This window comes from Bacillus cereus group sp. MG4 (genome assembly GCF_040460055.1).
Taxonomy (GTDB): Bacteria; Bacillota; Bacilli; order Bacillales; family Bacillaceae_G; genus Bacillus_A; species Bacillus_A wiedmannii.
Genome location: NZ_JARVGZ010000001.1, coordinates 3,831,416 through 3,850,686, shown reverse-complemented (window position 1 = coordinate 3,850,686; position 19,271 = coordinate 3,831,416). Strand labels below are relative to the sequence as shown.

The window sequence follows — 19,271 nt, the reverse complement described above, 5'->3', positions numbered from 1 at the left end:
CTCTAACATTATGAACTTCACTTTTCTGCATTGAAATGATGATATTTTCCTTTAATAAGAGTTCACAAGATTTACAGATCCAGCTTTTACGTAGACACTGTTGTATTCTTTATTATCCGAAACAATTTCATAATACGATCCTTGTGGTGTATTAACTGTTTTCTTAATGGCTACCATAATGTTGCGAGATGTCATTCCAGTCTGACCTTCAGCCATACTTTTGAATATCGGAGAACCTGCCGTTAACGTTCCAAGTCGATATTTATTTAAATCTTTACTTCCATTCATTGCATCAATTCTATACATAAGCGAGGCAATTTGCTGTCCCCAATTTTCATCACTTGCATACATGACGTTCATTCCTTGTGCCTTATCTCCTAAGTTTCCACCATTATATGTATTTCCACTTGGATTTAAGTAATGCTTATCTATATATGCCGCACAAAAATCAATACCTTCTTCCCATGTTTTGAATCCAGTTGCACCATTATATGGATCTGAATCTACCGCTCTAAAGCCAAATAAATTTTTCTTATCTTGCGCGATACGACTTGTTCCCCATCCTGATTCTAAAATTGCATGTGACACTAAGTAACCGGCATTCATCTTATATTTCTCTGCTGCACTTACAAAATATTTTCCTAATCCAATAAGTGGACTCTTTGCATTCGATTTACGTAAGAAATTATCAATTTCATCTCCTGTATAAGTAGATGTTGCACGAAGTGGCATATACTCAAAGTATTGATAACTATCTTGTCCTCCAATTTGCTTCTTATCAAAAGCCTCGTAACGCTCTCCTTCTTTTAAATGTTTCGGAGCATTACCAATTTGATACGTTGCATGTTTACCATTTTCCGGATTATATACATAATGATATAACTTGCCATTTTTAGTTGCATAATACGACGTTTTCTCACCAGTCATTGTCGGATGTAATGTAACATCATTTATATTCACATAACCTGTCATACCATCAATTTGGACATGAATACGATCATCAACAGCTTTTACAAATTTCAGGTCAGCTCCACCCTTTACATATGTGAGCTTTTTACCCGTCGTAATATCATAAATATTAATAACACCATTTGCACGAACGAAACCTTGCTTCATATTTACAACTTTACCGTCACTTTTAATGTAAGCATCTTCTTTCATATTCTGCATAATTTGTGTTGCTTCCGCTTCATTTGGTTTTTGAACCTTTTGTGATGAGGTAACAATTTCATAAGAAGACGAACCTTGTTTAACTTTTAAGAACTGTAACGAAACATAACCCTCTCCGCCATTAAAACGGATTTTTGCCCAGCCATTTTCTTTTCCTATGATCGTAACAGTCTCTCCATTTTTCAAATGACCGACAGCTGCCGCACCTGTTGATGGACCTTTACGTACATTTAATAAAGACGCATTTACAACGGCTCGTTCTTCTATTACCTGTCCAGGGTTTGTTGGGTTTGTTGGATCTATGGAATCTTTACCAATCGTTATAAACTCTAACGACACATACCCTTCTTTTCCTTGATAGCTTATTTTCGCCCAGCCGTTTGCTTTTCCTAGAACCGTTACTTTTTCTCCATTTTTTAAGTTTCCGAGAATCGAGCTACTTGTATTCGCCGCACTTCTTACTCGTAAGCTTGTCGCGTTAATTGTTCCTACTTCTTGCGTTCCATTCGTAATGTCTTCCGCTGGCTTTTCTTCTTGTTTTCCTGCTTCTAACTTCACAAACTCTAACGACACATACCCTTCTTTTCCTTGATAGCTGATTTTCGCCCAGCCGTTGGCTTTTCCTAGTACGGTTACTTTTTCTCCATTTTTTAGGGTTCCTAAAATGGTGCTGCTCGTATTTGCCGCACTTCTTACTCGTAAGCTTGTCGCGTTAATTGTTCCTACTTCTTGCGTTCCATTCGTAATGTCTTCCGCTGGCTTTTCTTCTTGTTTTCCTGCTTCTAACTTCACAAATTCTAACGACACATACCCTTCTTTTCCTTGATAGCTGATTTTCGCCCAGCCGTTCGCTTTTCCTAGTACTGTTACTTTTTCACCATTTTTTAGGGTTCCTAGAACCGAGCTACTTGTATTTGCCGCACTTCTTACTCGTAGACTTGTCGCATTGATTGTTCCTACTTCTTGCGTTCCATTTGTAATGTTTTCCGCTGGCTTTTCTTCTTGTTTTCCTGCTTCTAGCTTCACAAACTCTAGCGATACATACCCTTCTTTTCCTTGGTAGCTGATTTTCGCCCAGCCGTTCGCTTTTCCTAGTACTGTTACTTTTTCACCATTTTTTAAGTTTCCGAGAATCGAGCTACTTGTATTCGCCGCACTTCTTACTCGTAGACTTGTCGCATTGATTGTTCCTACTTCTTGCGTTCCATTCGTAATGTTTTCCGCTGGCTTTTCTTCTTGTTTTCCTGCTTCTAACTTCACAAACTCTAACGACACATAGCCTTCTTTTCCTTGATAGCTTATTTTCGCCCAGCCGTTTGCTTTTCCTAGTACTGTTACTTTTTCACCATTTTTTAAGTTTCCTAGAACCGAGCTACTTGTATTCGCCGCACTTCTTACTCGTAAGCTTGTCGCGTTAATTGTTCCTACTTCTTGCGTTCCATTTGTAATGTTTTCCGCTGGTTTTTCTTCTTGTTTTCCTGCTTCTAACTTCACAAACTCTAGCGATACATAACCTTCTTTTCCTTGGTAGCTGATTTTCGCCCAGCCGTTTGCTTTTCCTAGTACTGTTACTTTTTCACCATTTTTTAAGTTTCCTAGAACCGAGCTACTTGTATTTGCCGCACTTCTTACTCGTAAGCTTGTCGCGTTAATCGTTCCTACTTCTCGCGTTCCATTCGTAATGTTTTCCGCTGGCTTTTCTTCTTGTTTTCCTGCTTCTAACTTCACAAACTCTAACGATACATAGCCTTCTTTTCCTTGATAGCTGATTTTCGCCCAGCCGTTCGCTTTTCCTAGTACGGTTACTTTTTCACCATTTTTTAGGGTTCCTAAAATGGTGCTGCTCGTATTTGCCGCACTTCTTACTCGGAGACTTGTCGCGTTAATCGTTCCTACTTCTTGCGTTCCATTCGTAATGTTTTCCGCTGGCTTTTCTTCTTGTTTTCCTGCTTCTAACTTCACAAACTCTAACGACACATAGCCTTCTTTTCCTTGATAGCTTATTTTTGCCCAACCATTCGCTTTTCCTAGTACTGTTACTTTTTCACCATTTTTCAAGTTTCCTAGAACTGAGCTACTTGTATTCGCCGCACTTCTTACTCGGAGACTTATCGCATTGATCGTTCCTACTTCTTGCGTTCCATTTTTAATCGTTGCATCTGATGTTTTCGGTTGTTCCGGCTTTTTTATCTCTTCTGTGTTGCCATCAATTTTCACAAACTCTAACGATACATAACCTTCTTTTCCTTGATAGCTTATTTTCGCCCAACCATTCGCTTTTCCTAGTACTGTTACTTTTTCACCATTTTTTAGGTTCCCTAAAACCGAGCTACTTGTATTCGCTGCGCTTCTTACTCGTAAGCTTGTTGCATTGATTGTTCCTACTTCTTGTGCCCCATTTTTGATTGTTGGTTGCAGTTGCTTTTGGCCAGAAGTGTCAGGTGTTTGAATTGCATCTCCAAATTTTAAAAACTCTAAAGATACATATCCCTCTTTTCCTTTATATTCAATCTTTGCCCAGCCGTTCGCTTTTCCTAATACCGTTACTTTTTCATTTTTTTGAACATAGCCAATCATTGAACTACCTAGAGCTGGACTATTACGTACATTCAAACGAGTTGCCGTAACAATTCCCTCTTCTTTTTGTCCATTATTAATCGTTAATTGTTGTTTTTGTTCAACGTTTGGATTTCCATTCGAAAATCCTAAAAATTGTAATGTGACGTACCCCTCTTTTCCATCATGAGAAATTTTAGCCCATTCTTTTTCCTTACTTAAAACTTGTACATTTGTTCCCTTTTTTACTGTTCCTATAACTTTCCCTTGAGTTGTAGGTTGTTCACGTATATTTAAGTTTGTTGCATTTACTGTCGCTAAATTATCACTTTCTGCAAAGGCATGCGTCGAAATAAAAGATGTTGCTGTCGCTAGAAATGTACCTGTTATTATTTGTTTTGTTGTTTGTTTCATAATTTTTTATAAGAATATAAGAAATCCTATATTCTTCAGCCCTCCCTTTTTTATTCTTCTTACTATTAATCTTAACATATCATTCCGAAATATTTATTTTGAATATCTAAATATAGCCATAAAATTTTGTGAACATCTTATCTATATAGTTTTTTGCATAAAACTATATCTCCTATGAAATATTACAAAGGGATGTATTTTAGATGGAATATTAATTTTTCAGGAGGAAAACAATGACGAAAATCTTCATTTTAGCATCTACACTCTCTTTATCTTTTTTTAGTGGTTTAAATTTCGGTAATGCAGCAACAGAAAACTTCTCTCCAGCAACAAACGCAATTGTACAAAATAACGATCATTTAGCAGAAGGCAACTCCAAAGATAATAATAAACCACCAGGAAACAATGGTTCTCAGGACGATAGTGGTTCTGATGGCAACGGTTCTGGCGGCAACGGTTCTGGCGGTAACGGCTCTGGCGGCAACGGTTCTGGCGGTAACAGCTCTGGTGGCAACGGTTCTGGTGGTAGCGGTTCTGGTGGCAACGGTTCTGGCGGTAGCGGCTCTGGTGGCAACGGTTCTGGTGGCAACGGCTCTGGTGGCAACGGTTCTGATGGCAGTGGCTCTGGTGGCAACGGTTCTGGTGGCAACGGTTCTGATGGCAGTGGCTCTGGTGGCAACGGTTCTGGTGGCAACGGTTCTGATGGCAGTGGCTCTGGTGGCAACGGTTCTGGTGGCAACGGTTCTGGTGGCAACGGTTCTGGTGGCAACGGTTCTGATGGCAGTGGCTCTGGTGGCAACGGTTCTGATGGCAGTGGCTCTGGTGGCAACGGTTCTGGTGGCAATGGCTCTGGCGGTAGCGGTTCTGGTGGCAGCGGCTCTGATGGCAGTGGTTCTGGTGGCAACGGTTCTGGTGGTAGTGGCTCTGGTGGCAACAGTTCTGGTGGTAGTGGCTCTGGTGGCAACAGTTCTGGTGGCAATGGCTCTGGTGGCAACAGTTCTGGTGGCAGTGGCTCTGGTGGCAACAGTTCTGGTGGCAATGGCTCTGGTGGCAACGGTTCTGGTGGCAACGGTTCTGGTGGCAACGGTTCTGGTGGCAACGGTTCTGGTGGCAACGGTTCTGGTGGCAACGGTTCTGGTGGCAACGGTTCTGGTGGCAACGGTTCTGGTGGCAATCGAGTTAAGGGCGATAGCAGTTTGCAAGATGGCAAAGGCTCCCAAGATGGCAATCGAGTTAAAGGGGATAGCAGTTCACAAGGTGGTAACGTAAAAGATAATGCGACAAAACAAGGTGATAAGTTACCTAATACTGCAGCGCATTATCCTGCATCTATTTTAATAGGACTTTCAACATTCCTAATTGGTATGTTATTGTTTATTCGCCGTAAAAATGCAAAATAAAGACCAACATCCTTCCATCTAAAAAATACATGAAACCAATATAAAACTAAAAAGGGCTTTGGATTGCAGTTTATTATGCAACCCAAAGTCCTTTTGGCATCTATAAGAAAGAGTATTAATATGCTTTTCCCCAATAGACCATGTGCTTTGCTTCTTTACTACAGCAAATACATTCGTCAGCTAAATGTTCTTGCTCAAAAGGCATACAACGTGAAGATACTCCAACTTCTTCTTTTAATTTCTCTTCACAAGCTAGTTCTCCACACCACATCGCCTTAATAAACCCTTGCTTTTCATCAGCTGCTTTTTTCATCTCTTCGAAATTCGTCACACTATACGTATTCTCATCGCGAAATACTTTTGCTTTATTAAATAAAGAATTATGAATTTCCTCAAGTAGTGCTGGAATACGTTTTTCTAATTGATCCATTGATATAAATTCTTTTTCTTTCGTATCTCTTCTAACAAGTACAACTTGATTCTTTTCAATATCTTTAGGACCAACTTCTAATCGAATTGGAATGCCCTTCATTTCATACTCGTTAAATTTCCAACCTGGTGTTTTATTACTAGCATCTATTTTTACACGCGCAACCTTTTGAATATGTTCTTGTAACTCTGTTGCTTTCGCTAAAACTCCTTCTTTATGCTGCGCAATTGGTACAATAACAACTTGCACTGGTGCGACTTTAGGAGGCATTACAAGACCATTATTATCGCTATGAACCATAATAAGTCCACCTATCATTCTTGTTGATACACCCCAAGATGTTTGGTGTACATATTGCCACTTACCGTTGCGGTCTAAAAATTTAATATCAAATGCTTCAGAGAAATTCGTTCCAAAGTTATGAGATGTTCCTGTTTGAAGTGCTTTTCCATCATGCATTAAACTTTCAATCGTATAAGTTGCCTTCGCTCCCGCAAACTTTTCTTTTTCTGTTTTTTGTCCTTTAATTACTGGTATCGCTAAGTAATCTTCACAGAAAGAAGCATATAGATTTAAAATATGTAACGTTTCAGCTTGCGATTCTTCTGCTGTTTCATGAATTGTATGACCCTCTTGCCATAAGAATTCCGTTGTACGAAGGAATGGTCTCGTTGTTTTCTCCCAACGAACTACTGAACACCACTGATTATATAACTTTGGCAAATCATTATATGATTGAACAATCTTTGAGAAATGCTCACAGAATAAAGTTTCAGATGTAGGGCGTACACAAAGTCTCTCCGCTAATTTTTCATCCCCGCCATGTGTAACCCATGCTACTTCAGGAGCAAATCCTTCTACATGATCCTTCTCTTTTTGCAATAAACTTTCTGGAATAAACATTGGCATATATACATTTTCATGACCAGTTGCTTTTAACTTCTCATCCATCACTTTCTGCATATTCTCCCATAAGGCATAACCGTACGGACGCAGAATCATACACCCTTTTACACTTGAATAGTCAACAAGTTCAGCTTTTTTTACAATATCGGTATACCACTGCGCAAAGTCCTCTTCCATCTTCGTAATGGCTTGCACTTGCTCTTTTGCCATAGTCAGTCTTCCTCCTTTTAGAAAATACAAAAAAGCCCGCGCCCCTAAATAGGGACCGAGCTTTGCCGGCGTTACCACCCTGATTCATACACAAAAATTGTATATGCTCTCTTTTTGATAACGGGAATTTCCCGCTGCATATGCAGAACTCAAAGGTAGGTTCCATATCGCCTTTTTAAGAATCTTTCAGCCTGGCGGATTCTCTCTCTGCTAAAAAGGTTGAACATGTACTAGTCCTTTTTCATCGTTATAACGAAATAAATTTGTTGATTATCATAATACAAATTCTTTTTTAAAACAATAGCTAATTTTCTCATTTTTATATATTCTTTTCATTTTCTGCAGTTTTATACGTAGCTCTTTCGCGAGATTTTTACAAGTTGATGTGCAATCATACCGATAAGTGTACCAAGTAGAACGAAGAAACCAATAAATCCATATCCCATTCCTTCCCATCCACCAATAACCATCATTGTAACGGGAAAGGATGCTAAGCAAAGAAGTATTAAACTAAGTGCAAATATAATATCGAACTGTTTGTTTGGAAACCGTTTCTTTAGTAAATACGAAATAGCAAATACAAGGATAATCGTAACTCCGCCAATGATGTAAAAGATACTAAATCCATCTAGCCAATCCATAGTATTCCCTCCTTCCATTCATTTCCTTATACTTAATTATATGTTTAATTTTTCTGAAAATAAATAATAAATTTTTACCTAAAAATATTTTTTTATTACTAGGTATTAATAGTAATATATAAGAATAGGTTTTATATAATCAGGAGGGAACTTTATGGATAAAGCATTAACAAATCATGTCATTATTTTATCTTTCGATTGCTTATCAGCTTTAGATTTTCCTATATTACAAAAACTTCCTAATTTCCAAACATTAATAAACAAGGGCGCGATTGCGAAAAAAGTTGAACCTATTTATCCTTCTGTAACATATCCAAGCCACTCAACAATCGTTACTGGAAACTATCCTAATAAACATGGCGTAGTTAGCAATACGTTACTTCAACCTGGACGTGAGTCACCAGATTGGCATTGGTACCGAAAATCCATTAAAGGAACAACGTTATACGATGAAGCACGTAAAGCAAATTTAACAACAGCTGCCCTTCTATGGCCTGTTACCGGCAGAGCAAATATTGATTACAATTTACCTGAAATTTTTCCAAATAGACCGTGGCAAAATCAAATTTTAGTTTCATTATTTAGCGGTAGCCCGCTATATCAATTAGATTTGAATCAGCGTTTTGGTCATATAAGAAATGGCTTATCACAGCCTGAACTCGATGATTTCGTACTCGCTTCCGCTGTGCATACAATTCAGACGAAAAAGCCGAATGTCATGTTTGTACACTTCACCGATTTAGACACCCAAAGACACTATTACGGCTTTGAATCCAAAGAAACAATAGCCGCAATTCATAGACATGATGAACGGCTAGGGAAAATTATTCAAGCTTTAAAAGACAGTAATCTATACGAAGAGAGTACAATTATCGCTCTCGGTGATCATAGCGCTTTAAGTGAAAACAAAGCCATTCAATTAAATGTACTATTTCATCAAAAAGGGCTTATATCTATAAACTCAAAAGGAAAATTAATAGACTGGAAGGCCTATTGCCAAAGTTGCGACGGCTCTGCCTATGTATATGTGAAAGACAAAAATGATACAGATACAATTCGAAAAGTACAACTACTACTTGAAGAACTACTTCAAAATAAACAAAACGGTATTGAATTTATGCTTCATGATGAAGCTGCAAAAGACTGCGGTGCCGATGGTAATTGTTTATTTATGTTAGAAGCGCGAGAAGAGTATTATTTCACTGAAAACTATACAGGAGATTTTATAAAAGAGATTAATGAAAAAGACGTTACGCCTAGTAAAAAATATACATTTGGTACGCATGGATACTCTCCAACAAAACCTAACTATGAAACAATTTTTATCGCTGCTGGGAAAGGGATAAAAAGCGGCGTTACCATCCCGTACATGAGACTTATTGATGAAGGTCCAACTATCGCTAGACTACTCGGTTTACACTTAGGTGAAACAGACGGATCAATTGTAGAGGATTTACTTCAATTGTAAAGAACTTTGTATATATGTAAAAGTTATGTAAAAATCATCACTGTTTCTCTTTTTATAATTTTTATTTTTGTACACTGTTAGTAGAACAATTTAAGGGGGAACATTATATGAAAAAAATGTCCAGACAAGAAAAAAGCTGGATATTATACGATTGGGCGAATTCGGTATATTCGCTCGTCATTACAACTGCATTATTCCCAATTTACTTTAAAGCAGCTGCAAAAGAAGCTGGACTATCTGGTGCAACTTCAACAGCATATTGGGGATATGCAAACTCATTCGCTACACTTTTAATTTCTATACTTGCTCCTATTCTCGGCACAGTTGCTGATTATAAAGGGTTTAAAAAACGATTTTTCACATTCTTCTTCGGACTCGGCATCGTATTTACAAGTATGCTAGCAGTCGTCCCAACATCCCAGTGGTACTTATTACTAGGTTGCTATATGCTAGCACTAGTCGGTTTTGCTGGAGCAAACATTTTTTATGATGCATTTTTAGTAGATGTTACCTCTAAAGATAGAATGGATCGAATTTCTACACGAGGCTTTGCATTAGGCTATATTGGGAGCACAATTCCTTTTATCGGTTGTATCGCTCTTATTATTCTTTCTCAAAAAGGCACTATCCCTTTATCAGTCGGCATTGCTAGTCAAATTTCATTCGCAATAACAGCTCTTTGGTGGGGATTATTTACAATTCCAATGCTAAAAAATGTAGAACAAACACATTATATTGAACGTCATCCAAGACCAATTGCAATGAGCTTCAAACGCCTTGCTGATACTTTTAAAAATATTAAAGAATATAAAACTGTATTTATGTTCCTAATCGCTTACTTCTTCTACATTGACGGGGTCGATACAATTATTACTATGTCTACCGCTTACGGAACAGATCTCGGTATTAGTGCAACGAATCTATTAATCATCTTATTTGTCACACAAATTGTTGCTTGTCCATTCGCCTTATTATACGGAAAGTTATCAGAAACATTTACAGGTAAAAAAATGCTATACGTCGGTATTATTATTTATATCATTATCTGCATATATGCTTATTTCTTAAAAACGACACTCGATTTCTGGATTTTAGCAATGTTAGTTGCCACTTCTCAAGGTGGTATTCAAGCACTTAGTCGTTCCTATTTTGCAAAACTAGTACCAAAAGAATCTGCAAATGAATTCTTCGGATTTTATAATATCTTTGGTAAATTCGCGGCAATTATGGGTCCAGTATTAGTCGGTGTTACAACGCAATTAACAGGAAAAACCAACGCTGGTGTCCTTAGTATTATTGTACTGTTCGTTATCGGTGGATTCTTACTAACTAGAGTTCCCGAAAATGATACATCCGTTACACCACCTAATCCAAAAATTAAAACGCTATAAGAAAAAGATCCTCTTCTCATGAGAAGAGGATCTTTTCTTTATTTTTAGCGATAACGTCTTACAATTAAAAATTCTACAGCCGGCTTTACAACTATCGCAGCACATAACGCAAACAAAAGCGGTATGTTATGCAAATCAATCCATTTATTAAAACCTACCGATGCGAAAAACAAACCAAAAATTAATACAACAAGTACATAATACGTAACATTTGCACTTGTTTTTAATACATGTTTTTCTACATCTTCTTTCTCTTCCGTTGTCCCTTCCACATTATGCGATGCCAAACTTTTAAACATATAATGTAATGCGATGCTACAAATAAATAGTGCATACCAGTTTACTTGAAGTTCAGTTAACCAATAATAAAGTGCAAACACTAACGTACTTATAGCTACTAATGCCGTAACTACAAAGCTTATTTTCTCTTTCCCCAACAACTACTCCCCCTACAACTTGTACAAAAATAGTTTATCAACAGTTGTTCCTAATACTTCAGCTAAACGGAATGCTAACGCTAAGCTTGGATCATATTTATTATTCTCAATTGCATTTATCGTCTGTCTAGAAACTTTACACTTATCAGCCAATGCACCTTGTGAAATATTGTTTTCAGTGCGTAATTCATAGATTTGATTTTTCACACCATTTCTCCTAACCTGTAAACTCGTTTTTACATCATCAGTATATAGTTGGGGCATGTCATTGTCAAAAGATTGCCACAAGAAAAGGGAGCAATCCTGCTCCCTTACAATGATTATTTCGAAGCTAACGAATTTGTTAGTTCCTCTTTATTAGCGACATCTTCTTTATTTATTTGCATACGTAAAACTGGACCTATCGCAAATAAAATAAGTGACATTGCTATACAAAATACAGTAACTAGTGAGGTCATCTCCTTCAATCCTCCAGCTAGTGAAGTTCCGATTAACATTGCCCCCATAAACAGTGGTAAAATTGTTCCATTTACTCTTCCAATCATATTTTCTGGTACAAGTTGGATCATAAGCGTACCGACAACGATATTAACACAAGCTAAACAAATACCTGTTCCAAACCTCATGAAACTAGTAATCCAAAATGATGTAGATAACCCTTCTACTAAAAATGACATTGCTAATATGCTCATACCGAATACAAACATCTTTTTCGGATTCACTTTTGAAGCGAAAACTGCAGCAACAATACCACCGATTAACATACCGATTCCATCAGCTGCGGCTAAATATTGAACAGCTTCCTTTTCCATTCCAAGGCGCTCTATTACAAGAAATACCTCTAATGGATTCGTTAGTCCAACAGCTAAGCCCATAACAGTGAAAGTGATCGTAATCATACGTAAATTTTTCGTATGAAGAACGTATTTCCATCCTTCTTTTATATCATTTTTTAATGAATCTCTCGCCACTTGCTCTTGTTCCACCCATTTTGGTAAAAATGAAAGGGCTATAGCAGATAACAAAAATAAAATGATTAAGCTATATAGTGACGTAAATAAACCAAGTTGTGTATACACAAGTGATCCTACCACTGGTCCAAAAATCATAAATAATGACTGTAATGTTTGGTTAAATGCAATCGCATTTGCTACCTGTTCTTCTTTTACATAGCGTTTAAATATACGCGAAGATGATGGCTGCGAAAACTGACCTACAATCGCGGAAATGAGTGTTGCAAAAAATATAGCCTGCCAATAATCCAGCTTTAACAACAAGACAATCCCTATAATAGACAGTACGCTTAATACATCTCCAGCAACCATCGTTCTTTTCGGATTCCAGCGATCAGCTAGCGCACCACCGATAAACGAAAAAATAAAAATAGGTGCATATTCCATAACCGATAACAATGAAACGGAAACTGGATCATTATTCGTTCGTTCCATTATGAAATATAAAAGAGCCATATTTCTGATCCAAATTGCAAATTGTTGTAAAATATCAGATGCCATAACGAGCATAAATGCTCGGTTTTTAAATAAAGCGTTCATTTTCATTCCCCTTTCATAAACCGACCGTTCGGTCTAAAATATTTTGTAAGAAAAGCAACTGACTTATTATTCAGCTGCCATTCCTTTTAACAATACATCTATTGCCTTTTTATAAATACGTTGCAGCTCTTTATAATCTAACTCGTAGTAAAGTACTCCAAGCCCTGATAATAATCCATTCACAATATACATAAGGTCGCGCGTATTATCTTCACGAAACTCTCCAGACTGTATGCCTGCTTCAATTAGTTTCTCAAACATAACATATGATTCTCTAGTTAAAGCCAATAGTTCATCCAAAATCTCTTTACTTACAACTTGGCTCATAGAGAATTCCTCTATTGCATTTGAAATTGGTTGCTGTATGTCCTCGACATGATACTCCGCGAGACCATATAGTTTTTCAGTATTCGTACTATACAACTTCTCTTTTTCATTCCATTTTTCAAGCCAATCATACGTATGCTGTTTTACTACAAATAAAAATAATTCTTCTTTACTTTTAAAGTGATAATAAATGCTTCCTTTACTTCGCTCTGTAATTTCACAAATCTCTTCCATAGATGTAGCTGCATAACCCTTCTGTGAAAACAGACTTTCTGCTTTATATGCAATTTCTTTCTTTATCTCTTCTGCACTTCTTCTCATATTTACACCTCTTTAAACCGACCGTTCAGTCTAATAATAACAAATTAAAAACCTCTATTACAAGAGGCTATATTCCTTATTTAAGAAAACGTACTTTCAAACCACGTTCGAATCATATGTATTATTCCAATTTTAAATCCTAATTTAACAAGAAATACGCCTCCCGCAGCTAATAAAAATAACACTACTTTCCCCTTATTTTTCACTTTCGGTTCCCTTTTCATTTCTATTCCCCTTAGTACGTTAAAAATATTAATCAAACGTTTGTTTAACTGTTTTTATGCATATGTAAGCCAACTAATCAAACGTTTGTTTAAAAAGAAATACGCCTATATAAGGCGCATTTTCATCAATCACCGCCACCTCCGCCGCCATCACAGCTGCCTCCGCTATCTCCACCGAAAGATCCTCCACAATCATGTGAACCTCCATGCGAGCTATCATTATCAGATCCAGCAAAGAAAAATAATGGTGATGAGTTGTTAGATGAATTATGAATGTTATTTTGTTTCGTAAGATTTACCTTCTTTTTGTTTGATCGAACTGCCGTTACGATCGTTCCAACTACAACAAATAATAGTATGACAATAATGAATTCCATATAAAAGCCTCCCTTAATATTCGAATAATCGAATGGTTCTCTCTAAATTTTCAAGTGAAATGAAGCGCGATTCACGAAGGATCTCTTTTCCATTATAAAATAATAAAACTGTTGGCCCTGTAAATACTGCATATCGCCCCGCGATCTCTTGCATGTCTTGTAGTAATATTTCTACTTTCTCTACGTAATCATAATTCTCTAATACGCAATTTACTTTTCTTAACATAACATCACAAACACCACAATTTTCTGTTTTAATAAACAGAAGTACTAATTGTTGTTCTTCAATATGTGTCGCTAACGCTTCTATCGTTTTAAATGTATTCATCTTATCCCTCTTAGCGTAATTTACGAAATACTTTATCCTGATACATACGAAAAGCTGAACTCTCTTTAATCTTTCTCTTTTCCATTACCTGCTGAAAACGCAGCGTTTTTGCTGTTAACTCTTCTTGTAATTCTTTTCTCTCTACTTCATCATAACAGCATGCAATTAAGTCTTCTATTTTTAATATATCTTTTTGTAGTTCCATTTCTGGTGGAATCATACCCGCATTTTTTAAGATTTTATAACTCATTCTAAGTTCTGGAGGTACCATTGAAAGGTCTTCTAATTGTAGTGGTTTTCCTTTTCCCGGAATATGATCAAGGTCTCCATTCCGTATTGCTTGTCGAATTTTTTCTTCAGCAATGTTCAAAAAGACATCCACACCATTCGCTCCTTTACATATTTTACTATTATTTTACATGATATTTTCTCATCTTGCTACGCTATTACAAATTGACTTTATACAATTTTTTCTCAAATTTAATTAAAAGGAGCCTTTTCCCCCCTAATCAATATTTTATTTTCATGTGTAGTCTGTATTAGAGCCATTTCATATTGAGAAAATCTTTGTGAATCAAATAAAGCGTTTACACTAAATCTTACATTTGCTACGATTTAATCACCCCCAGCCCCCTTGTATAGACTTCGTGATGTCTTATCATTTTTATCTAGACGTTTCATACGTCTAGATTCACTTTGATTTATTGGCGCATGCCTTTAAATATATCTTTTATTTTGAAAGGAGAAATGACTATGAGCTCAAAAAAATTCACACTGCTATTACTATCCCTACTACTCTTCTTACCTCTTTTTCTCACAAACTTTATTACTCCAAATGTTGCATTAGCAGATTCACCAAAGCAAGGTCAAAAAATTGTTGGGTATTTTCCTTCATGGGGCATTTACGGACGTAATTATCAAGTTGCAGACATTGATGCATCAAAGCTAACTCATTTAAACTATGCTTTCGCTGATATTTGCTGGAATGGAAAACATGGAAACCCTTCTACTCACCCCGATAATCCAAATAAACAAACGTGGAACTGTAAAGAGTCTGGTGTACCACTGCAAAATAAAGAGGTCCCTAATGGTACTCTCGTACTCGGTGAACCATGGGCTGATGTCACAAAATCTTATCCGGGATCAGGTACAACTTGGGAAGATTGTGATAAATACGCCCGCTGTGGAAATTTCGGAGAACTGAAACGATTAAAAGCTAAGTATCCTCACTTAAAAACAATTATTTCCGTTGGTGGCTGGACTTGGTCTAACCGTTTTTCTGATATGGCCGCTGATGAAAAAACAAGAAAAGTATTTGCTGAATCTACAGTAGCTTTTCTTCGTGAATATGGATTTGACGGCGTTGATTTAGACTGGGAATATCCGGGTGTAGAAACGATTCCTGGTGGTAGTTATCGTCCTGAAGATAAGCAAAACTTCACCCTACTCCTTCAAGATGTTCGAAATGCATTAACGAAAGCTGGTGCAGAAGATGGTAAACAATACTTACTAACAATCGCATCAGGTGCAAGCCAACGTTATGCTGATCATACAGAGCTAAAGAAAATCTCTCAAATACTGGATTGGATTAATATTATGACATATGATTTCCACGGTGGATGGGAAGCTACTTCTAACCATAATGCAGCTCTATACAAAGATCCAAATGACCCAGCAGCAGATACGAAATTTTACGTAGATGGTGCGATAGACATTTATACAAATGAAGGGGTTCCAGCGGATAAACTCGTATTAGGTGTACCTTTTTACGGACGTGGATGGAAAAGTTGCGGAAAAGAAAATAACGGGCAATACCAACCTTGTAAACCAGGTAGTGATGGAAAGCTCGCTTCTAAAGGTACTTGGGATGATTACTCTACCGGTGATACAGGTGTGTACGATTACGGTGATTTAGCAGCTAATTACGTTAATAAAAATGGTTTTGTTCGCCACTGGAACGATGTAGCGAAAGTACCTTATTTATATAATGCGACTACAGGAACGTTTATTAGCTATGATGACAGCGAATCTATGAAATATAAAACAGACTATATAAAAACAAAGGGGTTAAGTGGCGCAATGTTTTGGGAGCTAAGCGGGGATTGCCGTACAAGTCCAAAATATAGTTGTAGTGGACCTAAATTACTTGATACGTTAGTAAAAGAGTTACTTGGTGGACCTATTACTCAAAAAGATACTGAATCACCAACAAACGTAAAAAACATGGCTGTTACAAATAAAAATTCAAACTCCGTTCAATTAAACTGGACTGAATCTACTGATAACGTAGGAGTTACGGAATATGAAATTACTGCCGGAGAAGAGAAATGGGCCACAACAACAAATAGCATTACAATTAAAAACTTAAAATCTAATACAGAATACACATTTTCAATAATAGCAAAGGATGCTGCTGGGAATAAATCACAGCCTACTTCTATTATTGTAAAAACAGACGATACTAACACAACACCTCCTGGTGGAAATGGGAATGCTACCTTTTCAGTCACTTCAAATTGGGGAAGTGGTTACAACTTCTCGATTGTAATTAAAAATAGTGGAACGACCTCTATTAAAAACTGGAAATTAGAATTTGATTATAACGGCAATTTAACACAAGTTTGGGATTCTAAAATTAGTAGTAAAATAAATAATCATTACGTAATTACGAATGCAGGATGGAATGGTGAAATTCCTCCTGGTGGATCGATTACAATCGGAGGGGCAGGAACAGGCAATCCTGCCGAACTTTTAAATGCATCCATTAGCGAAAACTAAACGTAACCTCCATTAATTATTTCACTAAAGTTTGAATTTAGGTTTGAGTGCTCTATCCTAAATTCAAACTTTTAATTTTATGAAAAATCACAAATCAATATTACAATAACCTATTATAATTATATTTAGTTTCTAATATGAAGTTCATGTGAAGTTCATCTGAATTTTACATGAATTTCCTTTAAGTTCTATTGTCTTCCTATACTAATCACATTATTCTTTACATATAGGAATTATTTTCATTCCATTTCAAACTATCTATATATATAAAGAAAGATAGTCGCCTATTAGGGAAAGGCATCTAAATATAAACATAACATAAGAAAAAGCACGCTTATAAGCGCACCATAAGAGTGCTTCTTCATACAATTCTCATGTAAGAGTTCTCGAAAATCATGTTAATCACAAAGAAAAGGCATTAGCTTATACAAGCTAATGCCTTTTCTTTATTCATATCGTTCAGCATCCCATTCTTCTATATTCCATACTTTTGTTATCCATGCTTCATAGAAAGAAGGCTCATGTGAGACAAGTAAAACTGTTCCTTTATATTGTTGTAATCCTTCCTGCAAAGACTTCTTTGTTTCTATATCCAAATGATTAGTCGGTTCATCTAAAATTAAAACATTGCTTTTCGTTACGATAAGTTCACATAAACGTACTTTCGTTTGTTCCCCGCCGCTTAATAAACGAATAGGTTTTAATACATGTTCTTCTTTCAATCCACACTTTGCTAATGCTTGGCGTACTTCTTTCTTTGTCATATCTGGTCGTTCTGCCCAAACTTTTTCTAATGGTGTTGTTTCTGAAGCAAACTCTTCCTGCGCAAAATAAGCAGGATTTACTCGTTCTCCAACAGAAATTGAACCGCTTAGCGGCTTTATTTGACCTAATAACGTTTTTAACATTGTCGTTTTTCCAATTCCATTATGACCAACAATCGCTATCTTTTCTCCTTTTTTCACTTGCAAATTCAATTCTGGACATAACGGAGAACTATATCCTATCCTTAGTTTTTCAGCCTGTAATATGCGACTAACTGGCTCCTCATAAACATTGAAATCAAAACGGGATCGAGGTACATGATTAACCTTTTCAACCCTTTGCATTTTCTCCAATACTTTCTCTCGACTTTTGGCCTGTTTTGCTTTTCGAATTTTATTTTTTTGAATAAATGTTTCTAACTGAGCAATTTCTTTTTGCTGTTTCGCATGCGCCGATTGTAATTGTTTCCTTTGCAATTGATAACTTTGCACAAACTTTTCATAATTTCCTGCGTACCGCTTCACTTTCCGTTCTTCTAGATGATAAATAACATTCGTAATACTGTTTAAAAATACTTCGTCATGTGAAATGATCACATAAGCTTTTTCATACAGTCTCAAATACGATTGCAACCATTCTATATGGGATGTATCTAAATAATTTGTTGGCTCATCTAGCAATAAAACATCAGCTTTTTCTAAAAGGAGCTTCCCAAGTAATAACTTTGTTCGCTGTCCTCCACTTAACTGTGAAACATCCTTTTTAAGCCCGATTTCAAATAAACCTAAACCAATTGCTACTTCTTCAATTTCTGTATGAATTTGATAGAAATTAGAACTTTCCAATATAGTTTGTAATTCTCCATACTTTACTAACAGTTTTTCTATTTCTCCTGCTCCATTCATTTCTTCAGCAATTTTTAACATTTCACACTCAATCGCATACAAATTAGAAAATGCACTTTGTAAGTATCCCTCAATTGTTATTCCTTCTTGTAAATCCATATGCTGCTGTAAAAAACCTATCTTCACATGTGGAAACCATTCAATGTTTCCGTCATCATGTATAAGTTCTCCTGTTAAAATCCTTAACAATGTTGATTTTCCAATTCCATTTTTCCCAACTAACCCAACATGCTCGCCCTTTAATAGTCGAAAACACGCATTATATAAAATGGTTTTCTCACCATACGAATGACTTAAATTTTCTACTGTTAATATACTCATTTTTTTCTCTCCTCTACTTATGGTTCATAAGCTAAATAGAGAGCAACAGTAAAAAGCCTTATTTAATTGTGCATATAAAAAATGGGTAAGGTGAATACACCTTACCCATTACATATTATCGTAAAAAAGGATTAAGGTTCTTTACCTGCTGTCTTCAATTTAGCTTAATTGTTAAAAATGGGCAGACTTCTCCCGTATCAAGCTAAAACCATTTGAAGAACAGTTGATAAAGTCATTTTATCCTTTCACTCCTTTAACATTTGTTATATTAAGAGTATAAACTACTCTGTTATATTCTATTCTCTATTTTTTCTTTTGTTCCTTCTCATTCTTTTCATGTTCTATAAAA

Annotated in this window: 16 protein-coding genes and 1 other annotated feature; of the genes, 4 read left to right on the top strand and 12 right to left on the bottom strand. The window is 36.4% G+C overall.

Annotation, left to right across the window (positions count from 1 at the left end; all coding sequences use genetic code 11):
* Positions 1–51: 51 nt before the first annotated feature.
* Positions 52–4,140, bottom strand: a complete 4,089-nt coding sequence (locus QCI41_RS20205; protein WP_353836834.1) for an SH3 domain-containing protein — start codon at positions 4,138–4,140, stop codon at positions 52–54.
* A gap of 233 nt (positions 4,141–4,373) precedes the next feature.
* Here QCI41_RS20205 and QCI41_RS20200 point away from each other — a divergent pair, with 233 nt between their 5' ends.
* Positions 4,374–5,540: a cell wall anchor protein gene (locus QCI41_RS20200; protein WP_353836835.1), complete on the top strand. Its 1,167-nt coding sequence runs from the start codon at positions 4,374–4,376 to the stop codon at positions 5,538–5,540.
* Positions 5,541–5,655: 115 nt separating this feature from the next.
* On the opposite strand, the gene proS is transcribed toward QCI41_RS20200, so the two are convergent.
* Positions 5,656–7,086: a proline--tRNA ligase gene (proS, locus tag QCI41_RS20195; protein WP_098086246.1), complete on the bottom strand. Its 1,431-nt coding sequence runs from the start codon at positions 7,084–7,086 to the stop codon at positions 5,656–5,658.
* Between the two features lie 47 nt (positions 7,087–7,133).
* Positions 7,134–7,340 (bottom strand) — a binding site (T-box leader).
* Positions 7,341–7,433: 93 nt separating this feature from the next.
* Positions 7,434–7,727, bottom strand: coding sequence for a YesK-like family protein (locus tag QCI41_RS20190; protein ID WP_142343642.1), 294 nt, complete (start codon positions 7,725–7,727; stop codon positions 7,434–7,436).
* 154 nt (positions 7,728–7,881) lie between these two features.
* Here QCI41_RS20190 and QCI41_RS20185 point away from each other — a divergent pair, with 154 nt between their 5' ends.
* Positions 7,882–9,195: an alkaline phosphatase family protein gene (locus QCI41_RS20185; protein WP_061672154.1), complete on the top strand. Its 1,314-nt coding sequence runs from the start codon at positions 7,882–7,884 to the stop codon at positions 9,193–9,195.
* A gap of 107 nt (positions 9,196–9,302) precedes the next feature.
* A complete protein-coding gene (locus QCI41_RS20180; RefSeq protein ID WP_353836836.1) occupies positions 9,303–10,586 on the top strand; it encodes an MFS transporter in 1,284 nt (427 codons plus the stop codon).
* A gap of 44 nt (positions 10,587–10,630) precedes the next feature.
* Here the strand turns inward: QCI41_RS20180 and QCI41_RS20175 are convergent, their stop codons facing one another.
* The 8 genes from QCI41_RS20175 to QCI41_RS20140 form a co-directional block, all read right to left on the bottom strand.
* Positions 10,631–11,023: a hypothetical protein gene (locus tag QCI41_RS20175; RefSeq protein WP_353836837.1), complete on the bottom strand. Its 393-nt coding sequence runs from the start codon at positions 11,021–11,023 to the stop codon at positions 10,631–10,633.
* Positions 11,024–11,035: 12 nt separating this feature from the next.
* Complete coding sequence (locus QCI41_RS20170; protein ID WP_074651450.1) at positions 11,036–11,287, bottom strand: helix-turn-helix transcriptional regulator; 252 nt, start codon at positions 11,285–11,287, stop codon at positions 11,036–11,038.
* A 56-nt stretch (positions 11,288–11,343) separates the two neighbouring features.
* Positions 11,344–12,576 (bottom strand): MFS transporter, encoded by a 1,233-nt coding sequence (locus tag QCI41_RS20165; RefSeq protein ID WP_353836838.1) that lies wholly within the window; start codon positions 12,574–12,576, stop codon positions 11,344–11,346.
* 66 nt (positions 12,577–12,642) lie between these two features.
* Positions 12,643–13,224, bottom strand: a complete 582-nt coding sequence (locus QCI41_RS20160; protein WP_001254436.1) for a TetR/AcrR family transcriptional regulator — start codon at positions 13,222–13,224, stop codon at positions 12,643–12,645.
* An 80-nt stretch (positions 13,225–13,304) separates the two neighbouring features.
* Entirely contained in the window at positions 13,305–13,448 is a 144-nt protein-coding gene (locus QCI41_RS20155) for a hypothetical protein (RefSeq protein ID WP_000817984.1), read from the bottom strand.
* Between the two features lie 125 nt (positions 13,449–13,573).
* Entirely contained in the window at positions 13,574–13,825 is a 252-nt protein-coding gene (locus QCI41_RS20150) for a hypothetical protein (RefSeq protein WP_000394367.1), read from the bottom strand.
* Between the two features lie 13 nt (positions 13,826–13,838).
* On the bottom strand, positions 13,839–14,153 hold the full coding sequence (locus QCI41_RS20145; RefSeq protein ID WP_353836839.1) for a thioredoxin family protein: 315 nt from the start codon (positions 14,151–14,153) through the stop codon (positions 13,839–13,841).
* Between the two features lie 10 nt (positions 14,154–14,163).
* Complete coding sequence (locus tag QCI41_RS20140) at positions 14,164–14,535, bottom strand: DnaJ family domain-containing protein (RefSeq protein WP_046958849.1); 372 nt, start codon at positions 14,533–14,535, stop codon at positions 14,164–14,166.
* A 371-nt stretch (positions 14,536–14,906) separates the two neighbouring features.
* Here QCI41_RS20140 and QCI41_RS20135 point away from each other — a divergent pair, with 371 nt between their 5' ends.
* Positions 14,907–16,931: a glycosyl hydrolase family 18 protein gene (locus QCI41_RS20135; protein ID WP_353836840.1), complete on the top strand. Its 2,025-nt coding sequence runs from the start codon at positions 14,907–14,909 to the stop codon at positions 16,929–16,931.
* A gap of 446 nt (positions 16,932–17,377) precedes the next feature.
* Here the strand turns inward: QCI41_RS20135 and QCI41_RS20130 are convergent, their stop codons facing one another.
* Positions 17,378–18,922 carry an ABC-F family ATP-binding cassette domain-containing protein gene (locus tag QCI41_RS20130; RefSeq protein ID WP_353836841.1) on the bottom strand — a complete coding sequence of 515 codons (1,545 nt, stop codon included), beginning with the start codon at positions 18,920–18,922 and terminating at the stop codon, positions 17,378–17,380.
* Positions 18,923–19,271 lie beyond the last annotated feature (349 nt).